General features: G+C 72.0%; 24 protein-coding genes and 1 tRNA gene. 10 read left to right on the forward strand and 15 right to left on the reverse strand.

From position 1 onward, the window contains the following. Positions 1-21: 21 nt before the first annotated feature. Positions 22-564, reverse strand: a complete 543-nt coding sequence (locus ACIPYQ_RS00875; RefSeq protein WP_401244969.1) for a hypothetical protein — start codon at positions 562-564, stop codon at positions 22-24. Positions 565-643: 79 nt separating this feature from the next. Between ACIPYQ_RS00875 and ACIPYQ_RS00880 the strand changes: the two genes are divergently transcribed. The 4 genes from ACIPYQ_RS00880 (at position 644) to ACIPYQ_RS00895 (ending at position 3,894) form a co-directional block, all read left to right on the forward strand. Beyond that, a complete protein-coding gene (locus ACIPYQ_RS00880) occupies positions 644-1,333 on the forward strand; it encodes a response regulator transcription factor (RefSeq protein WP_361766617.1) in 690 nt (229 codons plus the stop codon). Between the two features lie 7 nt (positions 1,334-1,340). Continuing rightward, positions 1,341-2,744 (forward strand): HAMP domain-containing sensor histidine kinase, encoded by a 1,404-nt coding sequence (locus ACIPYQ_RS00885; protein WP_361766614.1) that lies wholly within the window; start codon positions 1,341-1,343, stop codon positions 2,742-2,744. Positions 2,745-2,810: 66 nt separating this feature from the next. Further along, on the forward strand, positions 2,811-3,482 hold the full coding sequence (locus ACIPYQ_RS00890) for an NADPH-dependent F420 reductase (RefSeq protein WP_401244972.1): 672 nt from the start codon (positions 2,811-2,813) through the stop codon (positions 3,480-3,482). 109 nt (positions 3,483-3,591) lie between these two features. Then, entirely contained in the window at positions 3,592-3,894 is a 303-nt protein-coding gene (locus ACIPYQ_RS00895) for a DUF3303 family protein (RefSeq protein WP_361766608.1), read from the forward strand. Between the two features lie 19 nt (positions 3,895-3,913). On the opposite strand, the gene ACIPYQ_RS00900 is transcribed toward ACIPYQ_RS00895, so the two are convergent. Both ACIPYQ_RS00900 and ACIPYQ_RS00905 read right to left on the reverse strand, forming a co-directional pair. After that, a complete protein-coding gene (locus tag ACIPYQ_RS00900; protein ID WP_401244974.1) occupies positions 3,914-5,236 on the reverse strand; it encodes an MFS transporter in 1,323 nt (440 codons plus the stop codon). Positions 5,237-5,342: 106 nt separating this feature from the next. Next, the gene (locus ACIPYQ_RS00905) at positions 5,343-5,846 is read right to left on the reverse strand and encodes a MarR family winged helix-turn-helix transcriptional regulator (RefSeq protein WP_401244976.1); all 504 of its coding nucleotides are present in this window, start codon (positions 5,844-5,846) and stop codon (positions 5,343-5,345) included. Between the two features lie 105 nt (positions 5,847-5,951). On the opposite strand from ACIPYQ_RS00905, the gene ACIPYQ_RS00910 reads away from it, so the two are divergent. Next, positions 5,952-6,773 carry an NAD(P)H-binding protein gene (locus tag ACIPYQ_RS00910; protein ID WP_401244978.1) on the forward strand — a complete coding sequence of 274 codons (822 nt, stop codon included), beginning with the start codon at positions 5,952-5,954 and terminating at the stop codon, positions 6,771-6,773. 66 nt (positions 6,774-6,839) lie between these two features. On the opposite strand, the gene ACIPYQ_RS00915 is transcribed toward ACIPYQ_RS00910, so the two are convergent. Genes ACIPYQ_RS00915 through ACIPYQ_RS00935 form a run of 5 tightly spaced genes read right to left on the reverse strand, consistent with a single transcriptional unit; the run spans position 6,840 to position 12,260 of the window. Continuing rightward, a complete protein-coding gene (locus ACIPYQ_RS00915; RefSeq protein WP_401244980.1) occupies positions 6,840-7,745 on the reverse strand; it encodes a hypothetical protein in 906 nt (301 codons plus the stop codon). Positions 7,746-7,755: 10 nt separating this feature from the next. Next, positions 7,756-9,102, reverse strand: coding sequence for a GH1 family beta-glucosidase (locus tag ACIPYQ_RS00920; protein WP_401244982.1), 1,347 nt, complete (start codon positions 9,100-9,102; stop codon positions 7,756-7,758). Then, complete coding sequence (locus ACIPYQ_RS00925; protein WP_361766590.1) at positions 9,099-9,923, reverse strand: carbohydrate ABC transporter permease; 825 nt, start codon at positions 9,921-9,923, stop codon at positions 9,099-9,101. Before ACIPYQ_RS00925 ends, ACIPYQ_RS00920 begins: the two co-directional genes overlap by 4 nt. Continuing rightward, positions 9,920-10,915, reverse strand: coding sequence for a carbohydrate ABC transporter permease (locus tag ACIPYQ_RS00930; RefSeq protein ID WP_401244985.1), 996 nt, complete (start codon positions 10,913-10,915; stop codon positions 9,920-9,922). The genes ACIPYQ_RS00925 and ACIPYQ_RS00930 overlap by 4 nt, the downstream gene beginning before the upstream one ends. Before the next feature lie 7 nt (positions 10,916-10,922). Further along, on the reverse strand, positions 10,923-12,260 hold the full coding sequence (locus ACIPYQ_RS00935; RefSeq protein ID WP_361766587.1) for an extracellular solute-binding protein: 1,338 nt from the start codon (positions 12,258-12,260) through the stop codon (positions 10,923-10,925). Positions 12,261-12,362: 102 nt separating this feature from the next. On the opposite strand from ACIPYQ_RS00935, the gene ACIPYQ_RS00940 reads away from it, so the two are divergent. Beyond that, positions 12,363-13,388 carry a LacI family DNA-binding transcriptional regulator gene (locus ACIPYQ_RS00940; RefSeq protein WP_362242286.1) on the forward strand — a complete coding sequence of 342 codons (1,026 nt, stop codon included), beginning with the start codon at positions 12,363-12,365 and terminating at the stop codon, positions 13,386-13,388. A gap of 45 nt (positions 13,389-13,433) precedes the next feature. On the opposite strand, the gene ACIPYQ_RS00945 is transcribed toward ACIPYQ_RS00940, so the two are convergent. From ACIPYQ_RS00945 to ACIPYQ_RS00960, 4 genes are all read right to left on the reverse strand, one after another. Continuing rightward, positions 13,434-13,506 (reverse strand) — tRNA-His (locus ACIPYQ_RS00945). 96 nt (positions 13,507-13,602) lie between these two features. Next, positions 13,603-14,205: an oligoribonuclease gene (gene orn, locus ACIPYQ_RS00950; RefSeq protein WP_030760509.1), complete on the reverse strand. Its 603-nt coding sequence runs from the start codon at positions 14,203-14,205 to the stop codon at positions 13,603-13,605. A gap of 105 nt (positions 14,206-14,310) precedes the next feature. Then, positions 14,311-15,483: a helix-turn-helix domain-containing protein gene (locus ACIPYQ_RS00955; protein WP_361766581.1), complete on the reverse strand. Its 1,173-nt coding sequence runs from the start codon at positions 15,481-15,483 to the stop codon at positions 14,311-14,313. A gap of 376 nt (positions 15,484-15,859) precedes the next feature. Beyond that, positions 15,860-16,315, reverse strand: coding sequence for a hypothetical protein (locus ACIPYQ_RS00960; protein WP_401244988.1), 456 nt, complete (start codon positions 16,313-16,315; stop codon positions 15,860-15,862). Positions 16,316-16,637: 322 nt separating this feature from the next. Between ACIPYQ_RS00960 and ACIPYQ_RS00965 the strand changes: the two genes are divergently transcribed. From ACIPYQ_RS00965 to ACIPYQ_RS00975, 3 genes are all read left to right on the forward strand, one after another. Next, positions 16,638-17,171: a universal stress protein gene (locus ACIPYQ_RS00965; RefSeq protein ID WP_319722977.1), complete on the forward strand. Its 534-nt coding sequence runs from the start codon at positions 16,638-16,640 to the stop codon at positions 17,169-17,171. Between the two features lie 204 nt (positions 17,172-17,375). Further along, positions 17,376-17,942, forward strand: a complete 567-nt coding sequence (locus ACIPYQ_RS00970) for an acetate uptake transporter (protein WP_361766575.1) — start codon at positions 17,376-17,378, stop codon at positions 17,940-17,942. Positions 17,943-18,067: 125 nt separating this feature from the next. Then, the gene (locus tag ACIPYQ_RS00975; protein ID WP_401244991.1) at positions 18,068-19,351 is read left to right on the forward strand and encodes an RNA-guided endonuclease InsQ/TnpB family protein; all 1,284 of its coding nucleotides are present in this window, start codon (positions 18,068-18,070) and stop codon (positions 19,349-19,351) included. 32 nt (positions 19,352-19,383) lie between these two features. On the opposite strand, the gene glmS is transcribed toward ACIPYQ_RS00975, so the two are convergent. The 3 genes from glmS to ACIPYQ_RS00990 all read right to left on the reverse strand — a co-directional run bounded on the left by glmS (position 19,384) and on the right by ACIPYQ_RS00990 (position 22,523). Then, complete coding sequence (glmS, locus tag ACIPYQ_RS00980; protein ID WP_401244993.1) at positions 19,384-21,201, reverse strand: glutamine--fructose-6-phosphate transaminase (isomerizing); 1,818 nt, start codon at positions 21,199-21,201, stop codon at positions 19,384-19,386. Positions 21,202-21,266: 65 nt separating this feature from the next. Beyond that, positions 21,267-21,542 (reverse strand): hypothetical protein, encoded by a 276-nt coding sequence (locus tag ACIPYQ_RS00985; RefSeq protein WP_030008735.1) that lies wholly within the window; start codon positions 21,540-21,542, stop codon positions 21,267-21,269. A gap of 96 nt (positions 21,543-21,638) precedes the next feature. After that, entirely contained in the window at positions 21,639-22,523 is an 885-nt protein-coding gene (locus tag ACIPYQ_RS00990) for a DUF4429 domain-containing protein (RefSeq protein ID WP_401244995.1), read from the reverse strand. Between the two features lie 51 nt (positions 22,524-22,574). Here ACIPYQ_RS00990 and ACIPYQ_RS00995 point away from each other — a divergent pair, with 51 nt between their 5' ends. Beyond that, entirely contained in the window at positions 22,575-24,173 is a 1,599-nt protein-coding gene (locus ACIPYQ_RS00995) for a beta-N-acetylhexosaminidase (protein ID WP_401244997.1), read from the forward strand. The last annotated feature ends 349 nt before the right edge of the window (positions 24,174-24,522 follow it).

Here is a 24,522-nt window from a genome sequence, read left to right on the forward strand (position 1 = left end):
TCCTGTCGGGGACGGTCCGGCTCAGGGGTCGACGATCTCCACCAGCGGTGGGTGGTCGTGCCAGGTGCAGAACACCGATACCTCGCGGCCGTCCCGGGTGAAGGTGACCCGGATCCAGAAATCCTGCTTCCACACCTGCATCCGCCAGCCGGCCGCCGGCGTTGCCGAGACCAGCTCGGCGGAGGACGCGCCCAGGGAGAAGACGACCCGGCCGCCGGAGACCGGATAGGCCTTCACCTTGCCCGGATCCTGCCCTTCCCCCTGCCCGTAGGGGGAAGGGGTGGCCGCGGGCTTCTGGGACGGCTTGCCGGGGGAGGCCCCGGCGGACGACGGCGCGGCCGGGGTCGGCGAGGCGGAGGGCGACGGCGCCGCGGACTCCGCCGGGGCGTCCGACGGCTGCGCGCGCTGCGTCGAGGAGGACAGCGGCTGGGTGGCGAGCGGCACCGCGAGCGGCGGATCGTAGGCCGTCCCCGACATGACGCTGTGCACGCCCCACCACGACAGCGTCACCGCCGCCCCGGTCGCCAGCGTCCAAGCCATGGCATGAAGAAGTCCTCGTCGCATCAGGGCACATACTGCACCACCCGTCACAAGAGCAGCCCGACACCCCGCTGGGTCCCCCGAATGGACTACGGTGCGGGCCATGGCAAGTGTGCTCGTGGTCGAGGACGACCAGTTCGTACGTTCCGCCCTCATCCGGCACCTGACCGACGCCTCCCACACCGTGCGGAGCGTCGGCACGGCCCTGGAGGCCCTGCGCGAGGTCGCGCACCACCGCTTCGACGTGGTCATCCTCGACCTCGGGCTGCCCGACCTGGACGGGTCGGAGGCGCTCAAGATGCTGCGCGGCATCACCGACGTACCCGTGATCATCGCGACCGCGCGCGACGACGAGGCCGAGATCGTCCGGCTGCTCAACGACGGAGCCGACGACTACCTGACCAAACCCTTCTCCGTGGAGCACCTCTCCGCCCGCATGGCCGCCGTCCTGCGCCGCTCACGGGCCGCCGCCGGGGCCGAACCCCCCTCGCGCGTCCTGCGCGTCGGCGGGCTCGCCATCGACCCGCTGCGCCGCCAGGCCGAGCTCGACGGGACCGTACTGGACCTCACCCGGCGGGAGTTCGACCTGCTGGCCTTCCTCGCCGGACGGCCCGGGGTGGTCGTGGCCCGCCGCGAACTGCTCGCCGAGGTCTGGCAGCAGTCGTACGGCGACGACCAGACCATCGACGTCCACCTGTCCTGGCTGCGCCGCAAACTCGGCGAAACGGCCGCCCGCCCGCGGTACCTGCACACGCTGCGGGGTGTCGGCGTCAAGCTGGAGCCGCCGCAGTGATGCCCCGATGAGATGGGCGCTGGTCAAGGTGTGCCTCGCGGTCACGGCCATGGTGGTCGTGGCCTTCGCCGTGCCCCTCGGGCTCGTCGTTCAGGAGATGGCCAGCGACCGGGCCTTCTCCAACGCCGAGCGGCAGGCCGCCACCATCGGCCCGACCCTGTCCATCACCACCGACCCGGTCCAGCTGCAGAAGGCGGTGGAGTCCACGCAGATGGGCGCCGCCCGGCGGATGGCCGTCCACGTGCCCGCCATCGGCGACAGCGCCCCGGTGGAGATCGGCCAGGGCCGGGCGGGCGCGCACGCCGTCGCCGAGACCCGGCGGATCGGGCGGGCCACGACGGCCTCGGTCGCCGGCGGCGGCTCGGCGCTGCTCCAGCCGACCGCGCTCGGCTCCGGCGACATCGCGGTGGTGGAGATCTTCGTACCGGAGAGCGAGGTCAGCAACGGCGTCGCGACCGCCTGGGTGGTGCTCGCGGGCGTCGGGCTCGCGCTGATCGTGGGCTCGGTGGGCGTGGCCGACCGGCTCGGCGCCCGGCTCGTACGGCCGGCCGAGCGGCTCGCGGACGCCGCGCACCAGCTGGGCGAGGGCCGGCTCGGGGCGCGGGTGCCGGAGGTGGGGCCGAAGGAACTCCGCTCGGCGGCCGTCGCGTTCAACGCGATGGCGGACCAGGTGGTGGGACTCCTCGCCAACGAGCGGGAGCTGGCCGCCGACCTCTCGCACCGGCTGCGGACGCCGCTGACGGTGCTGCGGCTCAACACGGCCTCGCTCGGGGACGGTCCGGCCGCGGAACAGACCCGGGCCGCGGTGGAGCAGCTGGAGCGCGAGGTCGACACGATCATCCGTACGGCGCGCGAACAGCGTCCGGCCACCGGCCCGGCCGGGCCGGGCGCGGGCGCCGGCTGCGACGCCTCCGAGGTGATCCGCGACCGGATGGACTTCTGGTCGGCGCTCGCGGAGGACGAGGGCCGCGAGGTGCGGCTCGCGGGGGTGGACCGTACGGTACGGATCCCCGTGGCCCGGCCCGAGCTCGCCGCAGCCCTCGACGCCATGCTCGGCAACGTCTTCCGGCACACCCCCGAGGGCACCCCCTTCTCGGTGGACGTCCACGACGCCGGGGACGCCGTCATCGTGCTCGTCTCGGACGCGGGCCCCGGCATCGCCGACCCGGAGGCGGCCCTGCGCCGCGGCAACGACGGCGACCGCGACGGATCGACCGGCCTGGGCCTGGACATCGTGCGCCGCGTCGCGGAGTCGACGGGCGGCGACGTACGGCTGGGGCGCTCGGTGCTCGGCGGGACCGAGGTCCGGGTGTGGATCGGCCTGGACGGGCGGACCCTCGGCGGTCCGGGCGGCGGCGGACGGGCGGGCCGCGGCCGGCGCGGCAACCGACGTACCCGGGGGCGCGCCTAGCGGGCGGCCCCTGCCCGCCTCGGTACTACTGACCGTGGTCGCGATGAAGAGCGGAAGGAAACAGGCATGCGCTACGCAGTCCTCGGAACAGGGATCGTCGGCCGCACGCTGGCCGCCCGGCTCGCCACCCTGGGCCACGAGGTGGTCATCGGCACCCGCGACCCCGGCGCGACGGCCGGGCGCGCCGAGTACGCCGAGTGGCAGGCGGGGCAGCCCGGGGTGCGGCTCGCCGGCTTCACGGAGGCCGCACGGGACGGCGACACCCTGGTCAACGCCACCGGCGGGCAGGTCAGCATCGCCGCGCTGACGGTGGCGGACGCCGCGCACCTGGACGGCAAGATCCTGATCGACGTCGCGAACCCGCTGGACTTCTCGCGGGGCTTCCCGCCGAGCCTGGACCCGGTGGACACCGACAGCCTGGGCGAGCTGATCCAGCGCACCTTCCCGGCGCTGCGGGTGGTCAAGACGCTCAACACGATGAACTGCCTGGTCATGGTCGATCCGGGCCGGGTCGCCGGAGAGCACCACGTCTTCCTCTCGGGCGAGGACGCGGACGCGAAGAAGGCCGTACGGGAGCTGCTCCACTCCTTCGGCTGGCCGGAGCCGAGCATCCTCGACCTCGGGGGCATCGAGACGGCCCGGGGCGCCGAGATGCTGCTGCCCGTATGGCTCCGGCTGATGGGCTCGCTCGGGCACACGGACTTCAACTTCCACATCCAGGGGGCGTCTTCCGGCTGACGGGTCCGGGGCCGGCTCCGAGCCCCGGACCCCGCGGCACGGACGGGGGCGCATATGTTGCCGCGCCCCCGGGCCGCGCCGAGGGTGGGCGTGACGGAAGGAGCCACGCATGAGAGTCATGCTCAGGGCGCACTTTGACACGGCCGCCACCAACGAGGGCGTCAAGACCGGCTCGCTGCCCCAGGCGATCAAGAAGCTGATGGACACGGTGAAGCCCGAGGCGGCGTACTTCGGGCTGCACGAGGGCGTCCGCTCCTGCTGGATCGTCTTCGACCTGGACGACAGCTCGCGGATGCCGGCGCTGATGGAGGACATGTTCATGCAGTTCAACGCCGAGCTCGAGGTCGGCCCCGTCATGAACGCCGAGGACCTGGCGAAGGGGCTGGCGGCGATGCAGTCCTCGCCGTCCTGACGGGGGCCGACCTGGCGCCCTAGTGGGGGGCGAGGTCCTCGTGCGGGCCGGGGGCCTGGCGGGATGTCAGGCCCGTACCGGTCCTTCCCGCGAGCGACAGGGCCAGTACGGCGGAGGCGGCCGCCGCGGCGCACGCGACGGCGAAGGCCGCCCGATGGCCGTACGCGCTCGCCAGCGGCCCGGAAGCGGCCGCGGCCAGCGCCTGGCCGAGGATCAGGCCACTGCCGACCACGGTCATGGCCTCACCCATCCGCTCCGCCGGGCCGGCCCGTTCCACCAGGCCGAACAGCGCGATCAGGTGGGGCGCCACGGCCAGTCCGATGCCCGCGACGGCGAAGGCCGCTCCCCACAGTCCGGACACCGCCAGCAGCGGCAGGATGAGCACCGCCTGCACGGCGATCGTCCACCGCAGCCGTACGGTCAGGTCCGCCGATCCGGGCCGGGAGACCGTGGCGAAGCCGGCGAGGGAGCTGGTCACGGCCATGGCGGCCCACACCAGCCCGGCCGCGCCCGCCTCGCCGACTGATTCGGCGAGCGCGTTGACGCCGGTGTTCGCCCCGCTCCAGGCGGCCCCCTGCAGCACCGCCAGCGCGAACAGCAGGCCCAGCCCGGGCGACCACAGCCGTACGCCGGACCGCGTGCCGGACCCCGCGCCGGGGGCGGCGACCGCCGGGCCCGGAGCGGTCGGATGCACCGCGAACAGCGTGCCGAACAGCAGGATCAGCGCGGAGGCGAGGACGAGCGCCGAGGCGGGGTGCACGGTGACGGCGAGGATGCCGGCCAGCGCGGGGCCGACCATGAAACCGACCTCGTCCAGGGTGGTGTCGAAGGACAGGGCTGACCCGAGCAGCTTCTTGTCCCCGCCGGCCAGCCGTGCCCAACGGGCCCTGGCCAGCGGTCCGATCTGGGGCACGGTGAGCCCGGCCGCGACGGCCAGCGCCATGCGGGCGGCCAGCGGCAGCCCGCCGAGAACGGCCGCGACGAGGGCGAGGAGGACGGCGCAGTTCGCGGCGCAGGCGACGAGCAGGACGGGGCGGTGGCCGCGCCGGTCGGCGAGCCGGCCGATGACGGGGCCGCCGAGGGCCTGGCCGAGCCAGAGCGCCGCGGCGACGGCGCCGGCGTCGCCGATGCCGTCGCGGGCGTTGATGAGCAGGAGCGTTCCGATGGGGCAGAGCGCGGCGGGGAGCCGGGCGAGGAACGCGTAGAGGGGGAGGGCGCTGCCGCCGAGCGCGAACACCCGGCGGAAGCCGCCGGCTGCGGGGGAGGGGGCGGGTGGGGGTGTGGACGTGGGGACGGACCCGGGGACGGACCCGGGGACGGACCCGGGGGTGGGCTGGGACACGGACAACCTCCGACCGCACGCCGACCCTCCCGTTTCTCCGGCGCGCGCTGTTGCCCGTTGAGCGGGACCGTAGTGCCGGAACGCGCTCTTCGGAAGCCCTCGGCCGTCAGCCGGTTTCCCCCGAGGTGAGCCGTTTGGCCTGGGCCCGGCCGACCTCGGCGGCGCGGTGCAGGTAGTCGGCGATCACGGTGAGCTCGGCGTCTGAGTAGCTCTCCAGTACGGCGCCGAAGGCGCGGCCGGGGGTGTCCCAGGCCGCCCCGATCCGCTCGCGGGCCTCGGGGGAGAGGGAGACGAGGGAGCGGCGGCGGTCGTTCGGGTCGGCGTGCCGCTGGACGATGCCGGCCTTGACCATCCGGTCGACGAGGCGGGTGGCGGAACCGGAGGTCAGGCCGGTGAGGCGGGCGATGTCGCCGGTGCTGACGGGTTCGGGCTCCATGTCGAGGAGGGCGACGCACTGCATGTCGGTGGGGTGGAGGCCGACGTGGTCGGCCATCGCCTGGTTGAAGAGGGAGTAGTCGGCGTAGTGCCGCTGGCTCTCGGTGACGATGCGCGCGAGCAGCTCGGCACGGCTCCATTCCGTACCACCCGTACGAGTGGGATCGGTTGACATCGGCTCCTCCGTGCTTCAAATTTATCTGTGTGACGCAGAGAATGTGTCGCACAGAATCTGTGCCACGTGTGGATTCTATCCCCAACTCCAGAGGAGGAACCAGTCATGTCGATTCTCGTCACCGGCGGCCGAGGTGCGGTCGCCCGCGGCCTCTGTGCTCTCTTGGACGCCCAGGGCGTCCCGTACCGCCTCGGCTCCCGCGAGCGGGGCACGCCCGGTGCGGTCCACTGCGACCTCACCGATCCGTCGACCTTCCCCGGCGCCCTCGCCGGTGTCCGCTCCGTCTTCCTCTATGCCGAGGCCGCCGGCATCGACGCCTTCGTCAAGGAGGCCGTCAGCGCCGGAGTCGAGCACGTGGTGCTCCTGTCCTCCTCCTCGGTGCTCGCCCCGGACGCCGCCGGCAGCCCGCTGTCCGCGTCCCACCTGGCTGTGGAGCAGGCTCTGTCGGCCTCCCCGCTGCGCACCACCCTGCTGCGCCCGGGGTCCTTCGCGAGCAACGCCCAGGGCTGGGCCTGGTCCGTGAAGTCCGGCCGTCCGGTCCACCTGCCCTACCCCGGCGCCTACTGCGACCCGGTCCACGAGGCCGACCTGGCCGAGGCGGCCTTCGCCGTCCTCACCGACCCCGCCCTCGCCGGCCGTGCCTACACCCTGACCGGCCCGCAGTCCCTGACCTTCGCGACGCAGCTCGCGATAGTCGGTGACGTGCTCGGCCGGTCCATACCCTTCGAGACCGTTTCCGCCGAGCAGTGGAAGTCCGAGGTCGACGGGTACATACCCGGCGCCTACGCCGATGCCCTGCTCGACTTCTGGGCCGCCTCGGACGGCCTCCCGGTCGAGATCACCGACGCCGTCGAGCGCCTCACCGGCCACCCGGCCCGCACCTTCGAGACCTGGGTGAAGGACCACGCCGACGCCTTCGCGGCCTGAGTGCCACGGTGTATGACCTCAGGCAAGGGAGTCGGTCCAGCGCCGCGCCCGCCGGGCCGGGCCGGACTACTGCACGCTGAACTCGTTCGGGTGGGCCGGGTCTTGGGGGCAGGTGAAGATGTTGAGCTTGCCGTGGTTGCCGACGACCACTCCGGTCGGCGCGTGGGTGTGGTCGTCCGGCCGCTCCTCCAGCGGGATCCAGCTCGTACCGTCCGAGTGCCACTCGCGCGTGGCGATCGTCAGGAGCAGATCCATCGCCGAGCCGCAGGTGCGGCAGTCCATCGCCCCGGGCCCGGTGACGTTCCACGCGGAGTGGCCGCCGGCCTTCCAGCCCGGAGCGATGGAGAGGTCGCTCTGATAGGTCGGCACGGGGTCGGCGTCGCCGTCGCCGTCCGCTCCGCTCCCGTCGGCCTCGTAGGCGGCCTCCTCCTGGGCGTCCTCCCACTCCTCGACGCGTTCGCCGAGGGCTCCGGCGAGCAGCTCGATGTACGGGTACTCGGTGACCTGCTCCGGGTGCAGCACGCACGGGCTCGGCACGTAGCCGTCGAAGCCGACCGGACCGGGGGCCGGCGGCTCGGCCAGGACCTGGCGCACCTCTGCGGCGCGGCGCCAGTGCAGGTGCACGTACATGCCGGCGCCCGTGGGACCGTGCGCGTCGAAGGGGCACCAGAACACCTGGAGCAGATCGCCGCCGTCCGGGCCGGCGGGCAGGTCCGGCACGTCCCGGCCGTAGAGCTGGGCCACGGCCAGCAGCGGCCGGGGGCCGGCCGCCGACGCGCCGCGCCCGTGCGGGGCCTCGCACACCGGCCACGGTTCGTCGGCCGGCCACAGCATCGGCCCGCCGATGTGGCTGTCGCGGACCCCGGCCGTCCCGGCGCGCGGGTGCAGCCGGGTCGCCGTACGGCGGTGGGCTGCCAGTTCGGGGAAGAGGGACTCCACGTCCAGGGGGCGCGGCGGCGTGGTGAAGCGCATGGGGGCGAATCTACAAGCCCGCGGGCATCACACCCTTGCGGGCCAGGCGGGCGTACCAGTGGGCGCTGGAGCGCGGGGTGCGGGTCTGGGTCTCGTAGTCGACGTGCACGATGCCGAAGCGCTTGCTGTAGCCGTAGGACCACTCGAAGTTGTCCAGCAGCGACCACAGGAAGTAGCCCTCGACGGGGGCGCCGTCCGCCAAGGCGCGGTGGACGGTGGCGAGATGGGCCTCCAGGTAGGCGATGCGGAGCGGGTCGTCGAGGTCCGGGGCGTAGGCCGCGCCGTTCTCGGTGACCAGCAGCGGCAGGCCGGGCGCCTCGCGGGTGAAGCGCATCAGCAGGTCGTACAGGCCGGTCGGGTCGATCGACCAGCCCATGTCGGTCCGCTCGCCCGGGGGTTGGTGGAAGGCCACCGTGTCCGCCGCGGGCCAGGGGGAGTGGGCCGTGCCGCCGTGGCCGTCGGCGCGCGGGCCGTCCTCGCCGGGGGCCGCCGACACCACTGCCGGCGTGTAGTAGTTCACGCCGAGGAAGTCCAGCGGCTGGTGGATCAGCGCCTCGTCGCCCGGGCGGACGAAGGACCAGTCGGTCAGCGCGGCGGTGTCCGCGAGCAGGTCCTGCGGGTAGGCGCCGTGCAGCAGCGGCCCGGTGAAGATCCGGTTGGCGAGCGCGTCGATACGGCGCGCGGCGTCCGCGTCGGCCGCCGAGCCGGTCAGCGGCCGTACCGCGCTGGGGTTGAGCGCGATGCCGACCCGGGAACGGGCGGGCAGCGCGGCGGCGGCCAGGCCGTGGGCCAGGTTCAGGTGGTGGGCGGCGCGCAGCGAGTCGGCGGGGGAGGTGCGGCCCGGGGCGTGCACCCCGGAGGCGTAGCCGAGGAAGGCGCTGCACCAGGGCTCGTTGAGCGTGGTCCAGAGCTCCACCCGGTCGGCCAGCGCCTCCGCGACCTGGGCCGCGTAGGAGGCGAAGGCGTAGGCCGTCTCCCGTTCGGGCCAGCCGCCGGCGGCCTCCAGCTCCTGCGGCAGGTCCCAGTGGTAGAGGGTCACGCAGGGCGTGATCCCGTGGGAGAGCAGCTCGTCCACGAGCGCGTCGTAGAAGCCGATCCCGCCGGCGAGCACGCGCGGCCAGGACACCGAGAACCGGTACGCGCCGAGCCCCAGTTCGGCCATCAGCCGGACGTCCTCGCGCCACAGCCGGTGGTGATCGACCGCCACCTCGCCCGTGTGCCCGCCGAACACCTTCCCCGGCGTGGCGCAGAACGTGTCCCAGATCGAGGGCCCGCGCGAGGCGGCGGCGCCCTCGATCTGGAAGGCCGCCGTGGCCGTGCCCCAGAGGAACCCCTCGGGGAATCGCATGTCCGTCATCCCTTGACCGCTCCCTGCATGATGCCGCCCACGATCTGGCGGCCGAAGACGATGAACACCAGCAGCAGCGGGAGCGTGCCCAGCAGCGCGCCCGCCATGATCACCGACTGGTCGGGTATGTAGCCCCGGCCCAGCCCGGTCAGGGCCACCTGGACCGTCGGGCTGCCGTTCTGGGTCAGCGCGACGATCGGCCAGAAGAAGTCGTTCCAGGCCATGACGAAGGTGAGCATCCCCAGCACCGCCATCGCCGGCCGGGCCGCCGGGAACACCACGTGCCACATGACCCGCAGGGAGCTCGCCCCGTCGGTGCGCGCCGCCTCCACCAGTTCGATCGGCAGTGCGTGCACCAGGTACTGGCGCATGAAGAACACCCCGAAGGCGCCCACCAGGGTCGGCAGGATCACCGCCTGGAGCCGGTCGGTCCACGACAGCTCCGCGATCAGCATGTAGAGCGGCACCACGCTCAGCTGCGGCGGGATCAGCATCGTCCCGATCACGAGCGACATCAGCATCCGGCGTCCCCGGAAACGGAGTTTGGCGAAGGCGAAGCCCGCCAGGGTGGAGAAGAGCACGGTGCCCGCGGTGACCGTGCCCGCCACGATCACGGTGTTCAGCAGGGCGGTGCCCATGTTGGCGTCCGTCCAGGCGGTCTGGAGGTTGCGCCCCAGGTTCCCGCCGAACCAGAACGGCGGCGGGGTCTGGGCCAGGCGCGTGCTGTTGCGGGAGGCCGCGATCGCCGTCCACACGAGCGGGAAGAGCGAGCCGGCCGTGAAGAGGCCGAGCACCAGGTACGTGAGCCGGCCCGCGCGCAGAGACCTCATCGGGAGTCCTTCCGTCCGCGCAGCAGCCGCGCCGCCCCGGCGATCAGCAGCAGGATCAGGAACATCGCCCACGCGATCGCCGAGGCCCGCCCGAGGTGCAGGTTCACCCAGCCCTGCTCGTACAGGTACAGCCCGAGCGTCTGGAACTGGTGGTCCGAGCCGCCCGTCGCAGCGCCCCCGCCGTTGAACAGCAGCGGCTCTCCGAACAGCTGGGTCGCCCCGATCGTCGACACGACACAGGTGAAGAGGATCGTCGGCCGCAGCGAGGGCACCGTGACGTGGCGGAACTGCTGCCAGCGCGAGGCCCCGTCCAGTGCGGCGGACTCGTAGAGCTCGCCCGGCACGGCCTGCATGGCGGCCAGGTAGATCAGCGCGTTGTAGCCGGTCCACCGCCAGATCACGATGGTGGAGACCGCCAGCTGCGAGGCGAAGGTGCCGTTCTGCCAGTCGACCGCCCCGAAACCGACCGCCGAGAGCGCCCAGTTGATCATCCCGTAGTCCCGGCCGAAGAGCAGCACGAAGACGAGGGTGGCGGCCGCCACCGAGGTCGCGTACGGGGTGAGCAGCGCGACCCGGAAGAAGGCGGACCCGCGCAGCTTGTAGTTGAGCAGATGGGCCAGGCCGAGGGCGATCGCCAGCTGCGGAACCGTGGACAGCAGCCCGATGGTGAAGGTGTTGCGCAGCGCGTTCCAGAAGAACTCGTCGTCCCACAGCCGGGTGAAGTTCCTCAGCCCCACCCACGTCATGCTGTCGGGATCGGTGAGCTCCACCTGGTGCAGCGCCGCCCAGCCCGTGTAGAGCAGCGGGAACAGCCCGAAGGCGGCGAAGAAGAGGAAGAAGGGCGCCACGAAGGCGTACGGGCTGAAGCGCAGGTCCCAGCGGTAGCGGCGCGAGCGCCACGCCTGGCCCGGCCGGCCCCGGCCGCCCCCCTCCGCCGCCGGCCGCTGCGGGCCGACGGCGGAAGGGGACAGGACAGCGGTCTCGTCCGTCACGTGCGCCTCACTGGTCCAGGGCGTTGTCGATCGCCTTCACGGCGGCCTCCCAGCCCTCCTGCGGCGACCGGCCCTTCTGGTCGACCTGGAGCATGCCGATGTCCGCCAGGTTCTGCGCGATCACCAGGTCCTTCGGGCCGACCACCGTCACCGGCACCCCTTCGGCCGCCTTCGCGAAGATCTCGCCGATCGGGGCGCCGCCGAAGTACGCGTGCTGCGCGCCCGACACCGCCGGCAGCTTGTACGCGGCGCTCGCGCTCGGGAAGCTGCCCCGCTTCTCGAAGAGCTTCGCCTGCTGCGCCGGCGCCGTCAGCCAGGCCGCCAGCTTCGCCGCCTCCTCGGCGTGCTTGCCCGCCTTCGGCACGACGAGGAAGGAGCCGCCCCAGTTGCTGGGCTTCGGCGCCTGCGCCACGTCCCACTTGTCCTTGCCCGCCGGCCCCGCCTTGTCCTGGATGTAGCCGAGCATCCAGGCCGGGCAGGAGACCGTCGCGAAGGAGCCGTTGGCGAAGCCCTGGTCCCAGCCCGGGGTGAACTGCTGGAGCTTGGCGCTCAGCCCGTCGGTGGCGAAGGAGGCCGCCAGGTCGAAGGCCCCGCGCACCGCCGGGTTGGTCTTGTAGACGACCTTGCCCTGCTCGTCGTAGAACCGCTGGGCGCTGCTTCCGGTCACCGCCGCCATCACGCCCGACGCCGAATCGACGAAGGCCTTTCCGTCGCCGGCCTTCGCCTTGTACGCCCGGCCCGCCTCCAGGTACTTGTTCCAGTCGCCCGCCCACAGCGCCCCGACCGCCGCCCGGTCGGTGGGCAGCCCGGCCGCCTCGAAGAGGTCCTTGCGGTAGCAGATGCCCTGCGGGCCTATGTCGGTGCCGAGGCCGACCGTGGCCCCGCCCTTCGCCGCGCTCGCCGTGCCCTGCGCCCACTTCCACGGCAGGTACGCGGCCTTGTCGACGCCCGGCGCCTTGCCGAGGTCGACGAGCTTGTCGGCCTGGGTGGCGGTGATTTCGGCGATGTTGTTGACCTCGACGGCCTGGATGTCCGCGAGCCCGCTGCCCGTGCCCAGGTGGGTGAGGAGCTGGGGGTAGTAGTTCTCGTTGCGCTCGATGGAGGTCTGCTCGATCCGGATCCCGGGATTCTGCGCCATGTACTCGTCGTAGAGCCCGGCCTCCTTGAGGCCGAAGGCCCCGAAGACCCCGACGGTGAGCGTGGTCTTCCCCTTGCCGTCGGCCGGGGCGCCGGCGTCGGGCTTCTCGGCCGGGTCCTGCGCGCATCCCGCGAGCAGCAGGGCGGCCGCCCCCACCGCGCTGACCACCGTGACGAGGTTTCTTCGCACTCGGGCTTGGGCTCGCATGTGCATCCTCCCTGAAGGACGGAACGTGCCGGGTGTTCTGTGACACAGTGTGGGAGCGCTCCCACAGTCGTCAAGAGGTAGATTCACCACCGGGAGGAAGCCATGAACGGGCACGGGCGCAGCGGGGGACGGCCCACGCTGGAGGAGGTCGCGGCGCGCGCCAGGGTGGGGCGCGGCACGGTCTCCCGGGTGATCAACGGATCCCCCAAGGTCAGCGAGCATACCCGGGCCGCCGTCGAGGCCGCGGTGGCGGAGCTGGGGTACGTACCGAACCGCGCCGCGCGGGCGCTGGCCGCCAACCGCAACGACGCCATCGCCCTCGTGATCCCCGAGCCCGAGGCCCGCTTCTTCGCCGAGCCCTACTTCTCCGAAGTGGTCCGCGGGGTCGGCGCCGCCCTCGCCGAGACCGACGTCCAGCTCGTCCTCACCCTGGCGGGCAGCGACCGCGAGCGCCGCCGCCTCGCCCAGTACCTGTCCGGGCACCGCGTGGACGGCGTCCTGCTCGTCTCCGTCCACGCCGGGGACCCGCTGCCGGAGCTGCTGGCCGAGCTGGGCATCCCGACGGTGATCAGCGGCCGCCGCTCGGCCGCCGAGACCCTCCCGAGCGTGGACTCCGACAACCTGGCGGGCGCGGCCGAGGCCGTACGCCACCTCCTCGCGCGGGGCCGCCGCACGGTCGCCACGATCACCGGACCGCTGGACGTGTACGGGGCCCAGTGCCGCCTCGACGGCTACCGGCAGGCCCTGGCCGCCGCCGGACACCCGGCCGACGAGCTGCTGATCTCGGTCGGCGACTTCACCGAGGAGGGCGGCCGCCGGGCCATGCGCGAGCTGCTGGAACGCCGCCCGGGCCTCGACGCGGTCTTCGCCGCCTCGGACGTCATGGCGGCGGGCGCCCGGCGGGAGCTGCGCGCGGCCGGCCGCCGGATTCCGCAGGACGTGGCGCTGGTCGGCTTCGACGACTCGGTGGTGGCCCGGCACATGGACCCGCCGCTGACCAGCGTCCGGCAGCCGATCGAGGAGATGGGCCGCACCATGGCGCAGGTGCTGCTGGCGAGGATCGCCGGGGAGACGGCCGAGGCGTCCGTCGTGCTGCCGAACCGGCTGGTGGTCCGCGAATCCTCGTAGGAAAGCAGAAGGCCCGGCCGCTTTCGCGACCGGGCCTTCCCGCAGGGTGAGTGACGGGACTTGAACCCGCGGCCACCTGGACCACAACCAGGTGCTCTACCAACTGAGCTACACCCACCATGTCCGGTCGGAAAACCGACCGGCCGAAGAAAAGGGTACAGGGTCCGGGAGGGTGCTCGCTCCACCCTTTCCCGCACCCCTCTCCGCGGGACCGCTACGCGCCCGGCGCGGTGTGCTTGGCGGCGATGCTCCGGGCCGTGTCCGAGTCGGGCCCGGGCTGCGGCACGAAGACCGCCTCCCGGTAGTAGCGCAGCTCGGTGATGGAGTCCTTGATGTCCGCCAGCGCCCGGTGGTTGCCGTTCTTCGGCGGGCTGTTGAAGTACGCCCGCGGGTACCAGCGGCGCGCCAGCTCCTTGACCGAGGACACGTCCACGATCCGGTAGTGCAGGTAGCTCTCCAGCGCGGCCATGTCGCGCAGCAGGAAGCCGCGGTCGGTGCCGACCGAGTTCCCGCAGAGCGGCGCCTTGCGGGGCTCCTTCACGTGCTCCCGCACGTACGCCAGGACCTGCGCCTCGGCATCCGCGAGGGTGGTCCCGCCGGCCAGCTCGTCGAGCAGGCCGGAGGCGGTGTGCATCTCGCGCACCACGTCGGGCATGGTCTCCAGGGCCGCGTCCGGCGGGCGGATCACGATGTCCACGCCTTCGCCGAGCACGTTGAGCTCCGAGTCGGTGACCAGTGCGGCCACCTCGATAAGTGCGTCGTCCGTCAACGAGAGCCCGGTCATCTCGCAGTCGATCCACACCATGCGATCGTTCATGTGTCCCACCTTATGCGGTCGCTTGCGGAGCGGACCGCATATGCGGAAGGTCCCCCATCGGCGGTGACCGATGGAGGACCTCCCTTGCCGTACCCGTTGTGGGGGTTACGCGTGTTCCCGCAGGACCCGGCCCGGGGCGTACAGCTCCGTGACCGTCGGGCCCGCCGCGGCCAGGGCCGCCGCCGCCCGGTGGGGCTGCGGAGTGCGCTGGTGCGGAACCGGCCCCGCGTTGATCTCGGCCACCTGCGCCACGTCGGCCTGCGGCCGGCGTGCCCGGTAGGCGGAGCGGTAGGCGGCCGGGGAGGACCCCAGCTGCCGCCGGAAGTGACCCCGCAGGGCGACCGGCGAGCGGAACCCGCAGCGCCCGGCGACCTCGTCGACCGAGTAGTCGGAGGTCTCCAGCAGCCGCTGTGCCTGGAGCACCCGCTGGGTGATCAGCCACTGCAGCGGCGCACTGCCGGTGAGCGAGCGGAACCGGCGGTCGAAGGTGCGCCTGCTCATGTAGGCGCGGGCCGCCAGGGTCTCCACGTCGAACTGCTCGTGGAGGTGCTCCAGCGCCCAGGCGACGACCTCGGCCAGCGGATCGGCGCCGATCTCCTCCGGCAGCGACCGGTCGAGATACCGCTCCTGTCCGCCCGTGCGGCGCGGCGGCACGACGAGCCTGCGGGCCAGGGCCCCGGCCGCCTCGCTGCCGTGGTCCGTGCGCACGATGTGCAGGCACAGGTCGATTCCGGCCGCGGTGCCCGCGGACGTGAGCACGTCGCCGTCGTCGACGAACAGCTCGCGCGGATCGACGTGGACGGACGGGTACCGCTTGGCCAGCGTCGGCGCGTACATCCAGTGCGTCGTCGCGGGCCGGCCGTCCAGCAGACCGGCGGCGGCGAGCACGAAGGCTCCCGTGCACAGTCCGACGATCCGGGCCCCCTCCTCGTGCGCCAGACGCAGTGCGTCCAACGCCTCCGGAGGCGGCGGTGATGTGATGGAGCGCCAGGCGGGAACGACGACCGTGCCTGCCCGGGCGATCGCCTCCAACCCGTACGGCGCGGTCAGTTCGAGTCCGCCGGTGGTCCTGAGCGGACCGTCCTCACCGGCGCACACGAGCAGTCGGTAGCGTGGAACTCCCGCGTCCTGCCGGTCAATGCCGAACACGGAAAGTGGAATGGAGCTCTCGAAGATCGGTCCGCCGCTGAAGAGCAGCACCGCGACGATCTCCCTGCGGCGACGCCCCGCGAGCTTCCGGCCGGCGTCTGTGACGACGGCGGTGGAATCCTGGCTCATGGCGCTAAGCCCCCCTTGGGTGTCGCGACTCCTTGGTCTGGTCGCACCTGCACGTTTCCCCTCGGCCTTGCACGTGGATCCCCCGCCGTAAATACATGATCGAATCTACTGCGTCCCGTGGTGTCGGCGTGACAAGTTCAGCACGCAGCGCTATGTCGACTTCTCAACTTGGCGAAAAGCATTCGATCAGTAAGCGTTCCGCTCCGCTACCCGAATGGGAAGTCCGCCCACCGGCCGTGGCCAGTACCCGTAGGGCCGCCAGGCCCCCCGGGGTTCGTCGTCGCTGGTGGTGAGGGGGGTGGGGGGACATTCCGGCAAGGGAGCCACCTTGCCGGGAAGTTGGCTGAAAACATGCGTGTGTGGGTGTGCGAATGAGTCAGTCGTGCGGGGACCCGGCGCCGGAGCCGTGGCAGCCGCGGCGGTTCCCGGCCCCGCCGCGCGAGTGCCGGCGGCGGCGGGAGGGCGCGGGCCGCTCCTCCGCCAGGACCCGGGCCGCCGCCCGCTCGTTCTTCTCCGAGTGGCGCAGCAGGACCCGGCACGCGGCCGTCACGGCGAGCAGGCCGAGGGTGGCGACGGCCGCCCCGCCGAAGGAGGTTCCGTAGACGACGAGGACCACGGGGACGAGCAGGCAGCTGAAGGCGGCCCAGCGCACCACGTCACCCGCAGGGTCGTCATGGGCGCGTCCGGCGGACCGCACGGACGGGTGAAGGGCCGGCTGGAGGCCGGGGCGCGGCGACGGGGTGAACTGCGGGCCCGAGTCGGTGGGCTGGAGGGACCGGACGGACTGCGTCGGCTGAGCTGGCTGGACGGGGTGAACCGGATGACCGGGCACGGCGTGCTCCCTGCGGGCTCTTCCTGAACGGTCGGACTCGTGTCCAACGCCGCGCGGCGCGGCTCGGTCACTGCGCGCACGGGTGGCGGCGCCCCGACTCGTCACTGGCTGTAGGGGACAGTGGTCATTGCCAAGGAGCGCTCGCTCCGGCATGCTCCCTGGGACGCTCTCCAAGGGCGGCAAGCCCTGTGCAGGACAGGAGTGTCGCCGTACCCTGGTGGGTATGGGCTTGGGAAGATGCTTCCCGGACAGAGCTCCGTCACACTGCGTCGCCGATTTCGCCCCTGTTGCTTCCTCCAAGGACCTCTTCGCCGAGACACCCATGGCCGGTCACGAATTCTCCGAACCCGCGGACCGCAAGCGCAAACGCCTCGCCGACCCCGCGTCGGCCGCCGATCTGCGCGCGGTGGAACAGACACGCCTCCCCTGCGATCCGGCCTTCCGGCACGGAGTCGTTGTGGGATTCGACGGATCCACGTCCAGTGAGCGCGCCCTCGCGTACGCGATCGGCATGGCCCGGCGCTCCGGATCGGGTCTGATCATCGTCCATGTCGCCAACCGGCTGCCCACCACCGTGTGGGCGGGGTGCGAGCCGCCGGTCTTCGTGGACGTGCCGGACCACCGCACCGAGGTGCTCGGGCTGGAGCTGGCCTGCGCGGACTACCTGGCGGAAGTGCCGTGGATCCTGGTCGAGCGGGGCGGTGACATCTGCCATGAGCTGGAGGAGGTCGGCCGGGAGTATTCGGCCGACGCCATCGTGGTCGGCTCCACGCACGGGATCGTGGGCCGGATCTTCGGATCGGTGGCGGGCCGGCTGGCCAAGCGCGCGCAGCGACCCGTTGTTGTCATTCCTTGACTGCTCCCCTCTCTGCGGGAAGGGGATTCCTGGCTCACGCAGCCTCCCGGGGCTGCGCCCTGGGAACGAGTGACCGACCTGTTCGCTCACCGTTTTCATTCCGTGACCCTCTGTTAAGCAGGTTGTGCGGTTGTGTCCTCGTGTAAAGGGTAGATAAATGCTGCTGGGACGCAGCAAACAACTGCAGATCGAAGGGAGCCCGCCGTGGACAATGGTGTCTCTGCGGGAAGCACGGCCTCGACTTCGACCCTCGGGAACATCGCCCTGGGTCTCACCCTTCTCGCGTTCGGTATCGGACACACCGGTGTCATCGACGGCGTGTCCGCTGCCAGCTCCGTGTCGCTCGCGATGTACGTCGGCGGCGCGGCCCTGTTCCTCCTCGGGCTCCTCGAGTACCGCGGCGGCAACGGGTTCAACGGCACCGCGTTCGCGGGCCTCGGCATCTTCTGGTTCACGTGGGCCAAGGGCGCGGGGGCTTCGGTCTCCGACGAAGCCGCCGGAACGTTTCTTGTCCTGTTCGCGATGCTCGCGCTGACCCTCACGGTCGCCGCCGCGAGCGGTCTGTTCAGCCAGGGCGTCTACGGCCTGCTGACCCTGTCGCTCGTCCTGCTGGCGATAGGCGCGTTCATGGACAGCGGCGGGCTCGCCAAGGCGGGCGGCTGGGTCGCCGCCGTGTCCGGGCTGCTGGCCTGGTACGGGGCCACCGCGGCCCTGGCGCACTGGCCGATGGCCGTCGGCAAGTCCCGCAGCGGCGCGGTCGCCGCGAGCTGAACGGCTTCGTAAGAACGGAACGGCCCCCGAGATTCTGGGGGCCGTTCTCGTCCATGAAAGGGCATTTTCTATCTTTTTCGCGCATGGGAGCATTTTGTTGATGGGCCGTCGGCACCATAGGCCGCGTGAAGGCGGACGCGGGGCGCAAGTATCGTGCGTACCCCACCGAGGTCCAGGACCAGGTCCTGGTGCGGTGGGGGCATACGGCGCGTGCGCTTTGGAACGTGGCTCTTGAACAGCGGGTGTACCTGTGGCAGCAGCGTCGGTACACCCTGCGTTCTGTCGAGCAGTGCAAGTTCCTGACGGCCGCCCGGACCGACCTGGAGTGGATGGGTGACCTGCCCGCGCAGTCCGGGCAGCAGATTCTGCGCAGTCTGGACCGTGCGTACGACAATTTCTGGAACCCAAGCCACCCCGCTGGGTTTCCGGCGCGGAAGAAGCGCGGGCACCGTCTGTCGATCCCGCTCCCTGGCCAGGCGGTCGAGGTCCGCAAGCTGAACCGTAAGTGGGCCGAGGTGCGTCTGCCCAAGCTCGGCTGGCTGCGGTTCCGGCTCTCCCGAGTGATCGGCGGCACGGTCCGCAATGCCACGGTGTCCCGGGACGGCAACGGCTGGCACGTCTCCTTCGGCGTCCACACGGGCCGCATGCCGGACGTGCCGAACGGGAAGCCCGCGTGCGGGGTGGACTTCGGCGTTGCCGCGTCCGCGTTCGTCTCCACCGAGACCACACCCCGCCTCATGCCCCCGTCACTGAAAGCCAAGGAGAAGAAGCGGCTCAAGGCGCTGGAACAGCGCAAGGCGCGACAGATCACCTACGCCAAGAAACACAGCGGAGGGAAGTACAGCCGCCGCCTACGTACGACGATCAGCCAGATCGCAAGGCTCACTACCCGCCGGGCCAACCGGCGGCGGGACTTCACGCACAAACTCACCACCGACCTCGCCAAAAGCCACGGCCTGATCGGTATCGAAGACCTGCGCGTGAAGAGCATGACCGCCTCTGCGAAAGGCGCTGCCGAGGCCCCGGGGAGGAACGTCCGCGCGAAGGCCGGGCTGAACCGGTCGGTCCTCGACAACACTCCGGGGGAGCGGCGGCGGCAGCTTGAGTACAAGGCCGGCATGTACGGGTCTGTACTCGTCGCCGTGCCGCCGTTCCACACCTCTCAGACCTGCGCCGCCTGCGGCCTGGTCGATCCCGGGTCCCGTAAGGGATGCGGCCGGCTGTTCGCCTGCACCCGGTGCGGGCACGAGGACGACGCCGACCACAATGCCTCGATGGAGATCGAGGCCCGAGCCCGCCGGACGGGCGGCTCGGACATCAACAGCACGCGCAGCATCCCCCGGATGCGAGTCCCGGCCACCGGCCGGAGGCGGATGCGTGAAGCCCTTCAGCCCGCCCACGCGGGCTGAAGGGAATCCCCGCCTTCAACGCGGGGAGATCGTCACTCGACGGTGACCGACTTCGCCAGGTTGCGCGGCTTGTCGATGTCCCGGCCCATGGCCAGGGCCGTGTGGTACGCCAGCAGCTGGAGCGGGATGCCCATCAGGATCGGGTCCAGCTCGTCCTCGTTCTTCGGGACCACGATGGTGTGGTCCGCCTTCTCCTGCTCGCGGTGGGCGACCGCCAGGATCCGGCCGCTGCGGGCCTTGATCTCCTCCAGCGCCGCGCGGTTCTTCTCCAGCAGGTCGTCGTCCGGGACGATCGCGACCGTCGGCAGCGAGGGCTCGATCAGCGCCAGCGGACCGTGCTTGAGCTCGGAGGCCGGGTAGGCCTCGGCGTGGATGTAGGAGATCTCCTTCAGCTTGAGGGAGGCCTCCAGGGCCACCGGGTAGCCGCGCACCCGGCCGATGAACATCATCGACTTGGCCTCGGCGAACTCGGCCGCCAGCTTCTTGATGTCCTCTTCGCCCTCGAGGATCTCCTGGATCTGCGAGGGCAGCTTGCGCAGGCCCTCGATGATCCGCTTGCCGTCGGTGACCGAGAGGTCCCGGATGCGGCCCAGGTGGACGGCGAGCAGCGCGAAGGCCACGACCGTGTTGGTGAAGCACTTGGTGGAGACGACGCAGACCTCGGGGCCGGCGTGCACGTACACGCCGCCGTCGGCCTCGCGGGCGATCGCGGAGCCGACCACGTTGACGACGCCGAGGACGCGGGCGCCCTTGCGCTTGAGCTCCTGCACGGCTGCGAGCACGTCGTACGTCTCACCGGACTGCGACACCGCGATGTAGAGGGTGTCGGGGTCCACGACCGGGTTGCGGTAGCGGAACTCGGAGGCCGGCTCGGCGTCCGCGGGGATGCGGGCCATGCCCTCGATGAGGCCGGCGCCGATGAGGCCCGCGTGGTAGGAGGTGCCGCAGCCGAGGATCTTGACCCGGCGGATGCCGCGCGCCTCGCGCGGGTCCAGGTTCAGGCCGCCCAGGTGCACGGTGTTGAAGCGGTCGTCGATCCGGCCGCGCAGCACGCGGTCGACCGCGTCGGGCTGCTCGGAGATCTCCTTGTGCATGTACGTGTCGTGACCGCCCATGTCGTACGAGGCGGCCTCCCACTCCACGGTCTCCGGGGTGGCGTTGGTCGTCGTGCCGGAGGTCGTGTAGGTGCGGAAGTCGTCGGCCTTGATGGTGGCCATCTCGCCGTCGCCGAGGGTGACGACCTGGCGGGTGTGGGCGACCAGCGCGGCGACGTCCGAGGCGACGAACATCTCCTTCTCGCCGATGCCGAGGACCACGGGGGAGCCGTTGCGGGCGACGACGATGCGGTCGGGGAAGTCGGCGTGCATGACGGCGATGCCGTAGGTGCCGTCGATGACCTTCAGAGCCTCGCGGACCTTCTCCTCCAGGGAGTCGGCCTCGGAGCGGGCGATCAGGTGGACGATGACCTCGGTGTCGGTCTCCGAGACGAAGACGACGCCCTCGGCCTCGAGCTTGGCGCGCAGCTCGGAGCAGTTGTCGACGATGCCGTTGTGGACGACCGCGACCTTGTTCTCGGGGTCCAGGTGCGGGTGGGAGTTGATGTCGCTCGGGGCGCCGTGCGTGGCCCAGCGGGTGTGGGCGATGCCGGTGGTGCCGGCGAAGCGCTTGGGAACGCGGGACTCCAGCTCGCGGACGCGGCCCTTGGCCTTGACGACCTTCAGGGCCGGTGCCTTCGGGGTGTTGACCACGATGCCCGCGGAGTCGTACCCGCGGTACTCCAGCCGTGCCAGGCCTTCCAGCAGCAGTGGTGCCACGTCACGCTTGCCGATGTAACCGACGATTCCACACATACGGTTCTGCCCCTCCTGAAGTTCGGTTCTGTACTCGTCCGGAGCCGCGTGCGGCGGCGGCCGGCTCAGCCGTAGACGATGCGGCGCAACTGCCGGAGCGAGAGCTCCGGCGGCGCCACGGCGCGGTGCGGCAGCTCGGCCGCGATCCGCTCGAAGATCTCCGCGTTCACCGCTCCGCCGGACTGCAGTTCCCGGTGGCGGCGGCGGACGAACTCCTCCGTCGTCTCGTCGAAGTAGGCGAGCACGTCGAGCACCACCCGGGCGGCCTCGCCGCGCTGCAGCGCGGTGCTGCGCACCAGGTGGTCGACGAGGTCGTCATGCGACGGGCGGCGATCGAGCACTCGTAGATATTGGCGTCTAACGGCGCCGAACGCAAAGATCCTGCCCGAAAACGGGCAGGATCCCCCTGGTCTGGACCAGGGAATGGGTCGGTCCGGTTAGAAACGCTGCAAAACGGCCTGTTTCGCCGCAGTGAACTCCTCGGCGGTCAGGACCCCCGCCTGGTGCAGATCGCCCAGCTCGCGCAGCCGCCGCAGCAGGGCGTCGTGGTCCTCGGCGGGGGCGGGTGCCGAGGAGAGCTCCGCGGGCGCGGCGACCGCGTCGGCCGGGCCCTCCTGGGGCGCCGCCGGGTGGGGCATCCGTACGGCCACGGCCGCCGCGACCAGGGCCATCAGCGGGTCCTTCTTGAAGCCGAAGAGCTCCACGGTGTGCGGGTCGTACTTGGGTGCCGGGGCCGGCGGGGCGCCGGTCAGGGTGAAGCGCAGCCAGCCGTTCTCCAGGCCCTTCGACGGGGACCACTCCACCGTGCGCAGATCGGCGATCCGGAATTCCCGCGGGCCGCCGGAGCGCTTGGCCTCCTCGGTCGTCCAGTTCCAGTCCAGGGCCACCCGGTCGCCGTCGAAGGCCGCCGTCCCGTCGCCCGCGCCCACCGCGATCGGCACCGCCGGCCCCGGCAGCAGGTACGTGTCCACCGGGCCGGGGTCCACCTGGTCCAGCAGCAGGGCGTTGCGGACCTCGTCCACGAAGTACTCCGCGACCCCGCTGCGGTCCGACTCCACGGTCAGCCGGTACGGGTCGGAGGCCTCCGGCAGGCGTCCGCCCGTCACCTGCAGCAGGGGGTCCGCGCCGTCACGCAGCCGGAGCCGGAGCCGGCCCGCCTTGCGGCTCGGCTCGTACGAGATCCCCGCGAGCGCGCGCAGCGGTACGACCACCTCGCCGAGGGTCTGCCGCAACAGCGCCACCCCCTTGTCGCGGCCCGGCACGATGCGCACCGCGTCCCCGTCGAAGCTCCAAGTGCCGTCCTTCTGGATGATTTCCGCCATCCGGCGATTCTCCCACCGTCACGGACGGGCCAGTTGGCCTATACCTGGGCCATGAGAGTCCTGCGACTGCGACGCACGCTCGGCACCCTCCTCGCCCTCGGTGCCCTCGGTGGTTCCGTTTCCTGCGCCACCGCCCACGGGGACGACGCCAGACCCGGCGACGATCCGCCCGCGGCCCTCGCCCCCTTCGAGCGGCTGCTGCCGGCGCCGCTCTCCGCGCGCGCCGAAGGGCCCGGCTACTCCTTCGGGGCCGGCACGGTCATCCGTACCGGCCGGGGGGCCGACGAGGAGGTCCGCCGGGTGGGCGAGCTCCTCGCGGAGCAGCTGCGCGGCCCGAGCGGGCTGCCGCTGCCGGTGGTCGACGGGGCGCAGGGGGACGGGATCCGGCTCGGCATCGACGAGGAGGCCGAGGGGCTGGGCGAAGAGGGGTACCGGCTGGAGTCGGGCCCCGGCGGGATCACCCTCACCGCGCGGACCCCGGCCGGTCTGTTCCGCGCGGGGCAGACGCTGCGGCAGCTGGTGCCGGCGGCGGGTCCGGGGACGGTGCCGGGCGGCACGGTCACCGACCGGCCGCGCTTCGCGTACCGGGGGGCGATGGTCGACATCGCGCGGCACTTCTTCTCGGTGGAGCAGGTCAAGCGGTACGTGGACCAGCTCGCCCAGTACAAGGTCAACACGCTGCACCTGCACCTGACCGACGACCAGGGGTGGCGGCTCGCGGTCGACTCCTGGCCGCGGCTGGCGGAGTACGGGGGCGGCAGCGAGGTCGGCGTCGGTCCCGGCGGGCACTGGACGAAGGACGAGTACCGGGAGCTGGTGGCCTACGCGGGAGAGCGGTACGTGGACGTGGTCCCGGAGATCGACATGCCGGGGCACGTGAACGCGGCGCTCGCCTCCTACCCGGAGCTGAACTGCGACGGGAAGGCCCCGGAGCGGTACACCGGGACCAAAGTGGGCTTCAGCTCGCTGTGCGTCGGCAAGGAGCGGACGTACGAGTTCATCGACGAGGTGCTCGGCGAGCTGGCGGAGCTGACCCCGGGCCGCTACCTGCACATCGGCGGCGACGAGGCGCACGTGACGCCGGCGGCCGACTACGCGGCCTTCATGGACCGGGCGCAGGCGGTGGTGGGCCGGCACGGGAAGACGGTGATGGCCTGGCACCAGCTGGCGGCGGCGAGGCCGGCGCAGGGGGCGGTGCTGCAGTACTGGGGCCACGACAAGACCTCGGCCGCGGACCGGGCGGCCGTGGCGGCGGCGGCGAAGGCGGGGCACCGGCTGGTCCTGTCGCCGGCGGACCGGCTGTATCTGGACATGAAGTACGAGGCGGCGACGAAGCCGGGGCTGGCGTGGGCCGGGTACGTACCGGTGCGGCGGGCGTACTCCTGGAACCCGGGGGCCTACCTGGCCGGGGTCCCGGAGTCCGCCGTCCTGGGCGTGGAGGCCCCCCTGTGGACGGAGAACGTCGCGAGCCGGGCCGACTGGGAGCTGATGGCGTTCCCGCGGGTCCTGGGTCTGGCGGAGCTCGGCTGGTCCCCGGCGGGCGCGCTGGACTGGACCTCGTACAGCCGCCGCCTGGCGGCCCAGCAGCCCCGCCTCGATGCACAGGGCATCGGCTTCTACCGGGACCCGGATGTGCCGTGGACGCAGTAACTAGAAAGTATTTCTAGAAATCGACTCCACAGCCGACCCTGCGGCAGCCACACTTGGATGCTGCGGGCGTCGCCTGTCACGGGGGTGCAGGCGACGCCCGCGCTGGTCCGCCGGGTCCTGGCGTCCGCCCGTGGTCGCCGTCATGCGCGGGAGACCCGGCACACCGGCCACCGCCGATCGTCACCGACTTCTGGCGGGCCTTGGCGGCGGGCCGGGAAACACGTGAGGCGTGTCCGCGGAGAGGGCCAGTCTGGGCTCCGCGGACACGCCTTCGTGCTGGGGGGATGGGCAGGGGGTCGAGGGACCATCCCCCAGCCTTCGGCCGGGGGGACCCCCAGAACCGTCTGCC

Source organism: Streptomyces sp. NPDC090045, assembly GCF_044747975.1.
Classification (GTDB): Bacteria; Actinomycetota; Actinomycetes; order Streptomycetales; family Streptomycetaceae; genus Streptomyces.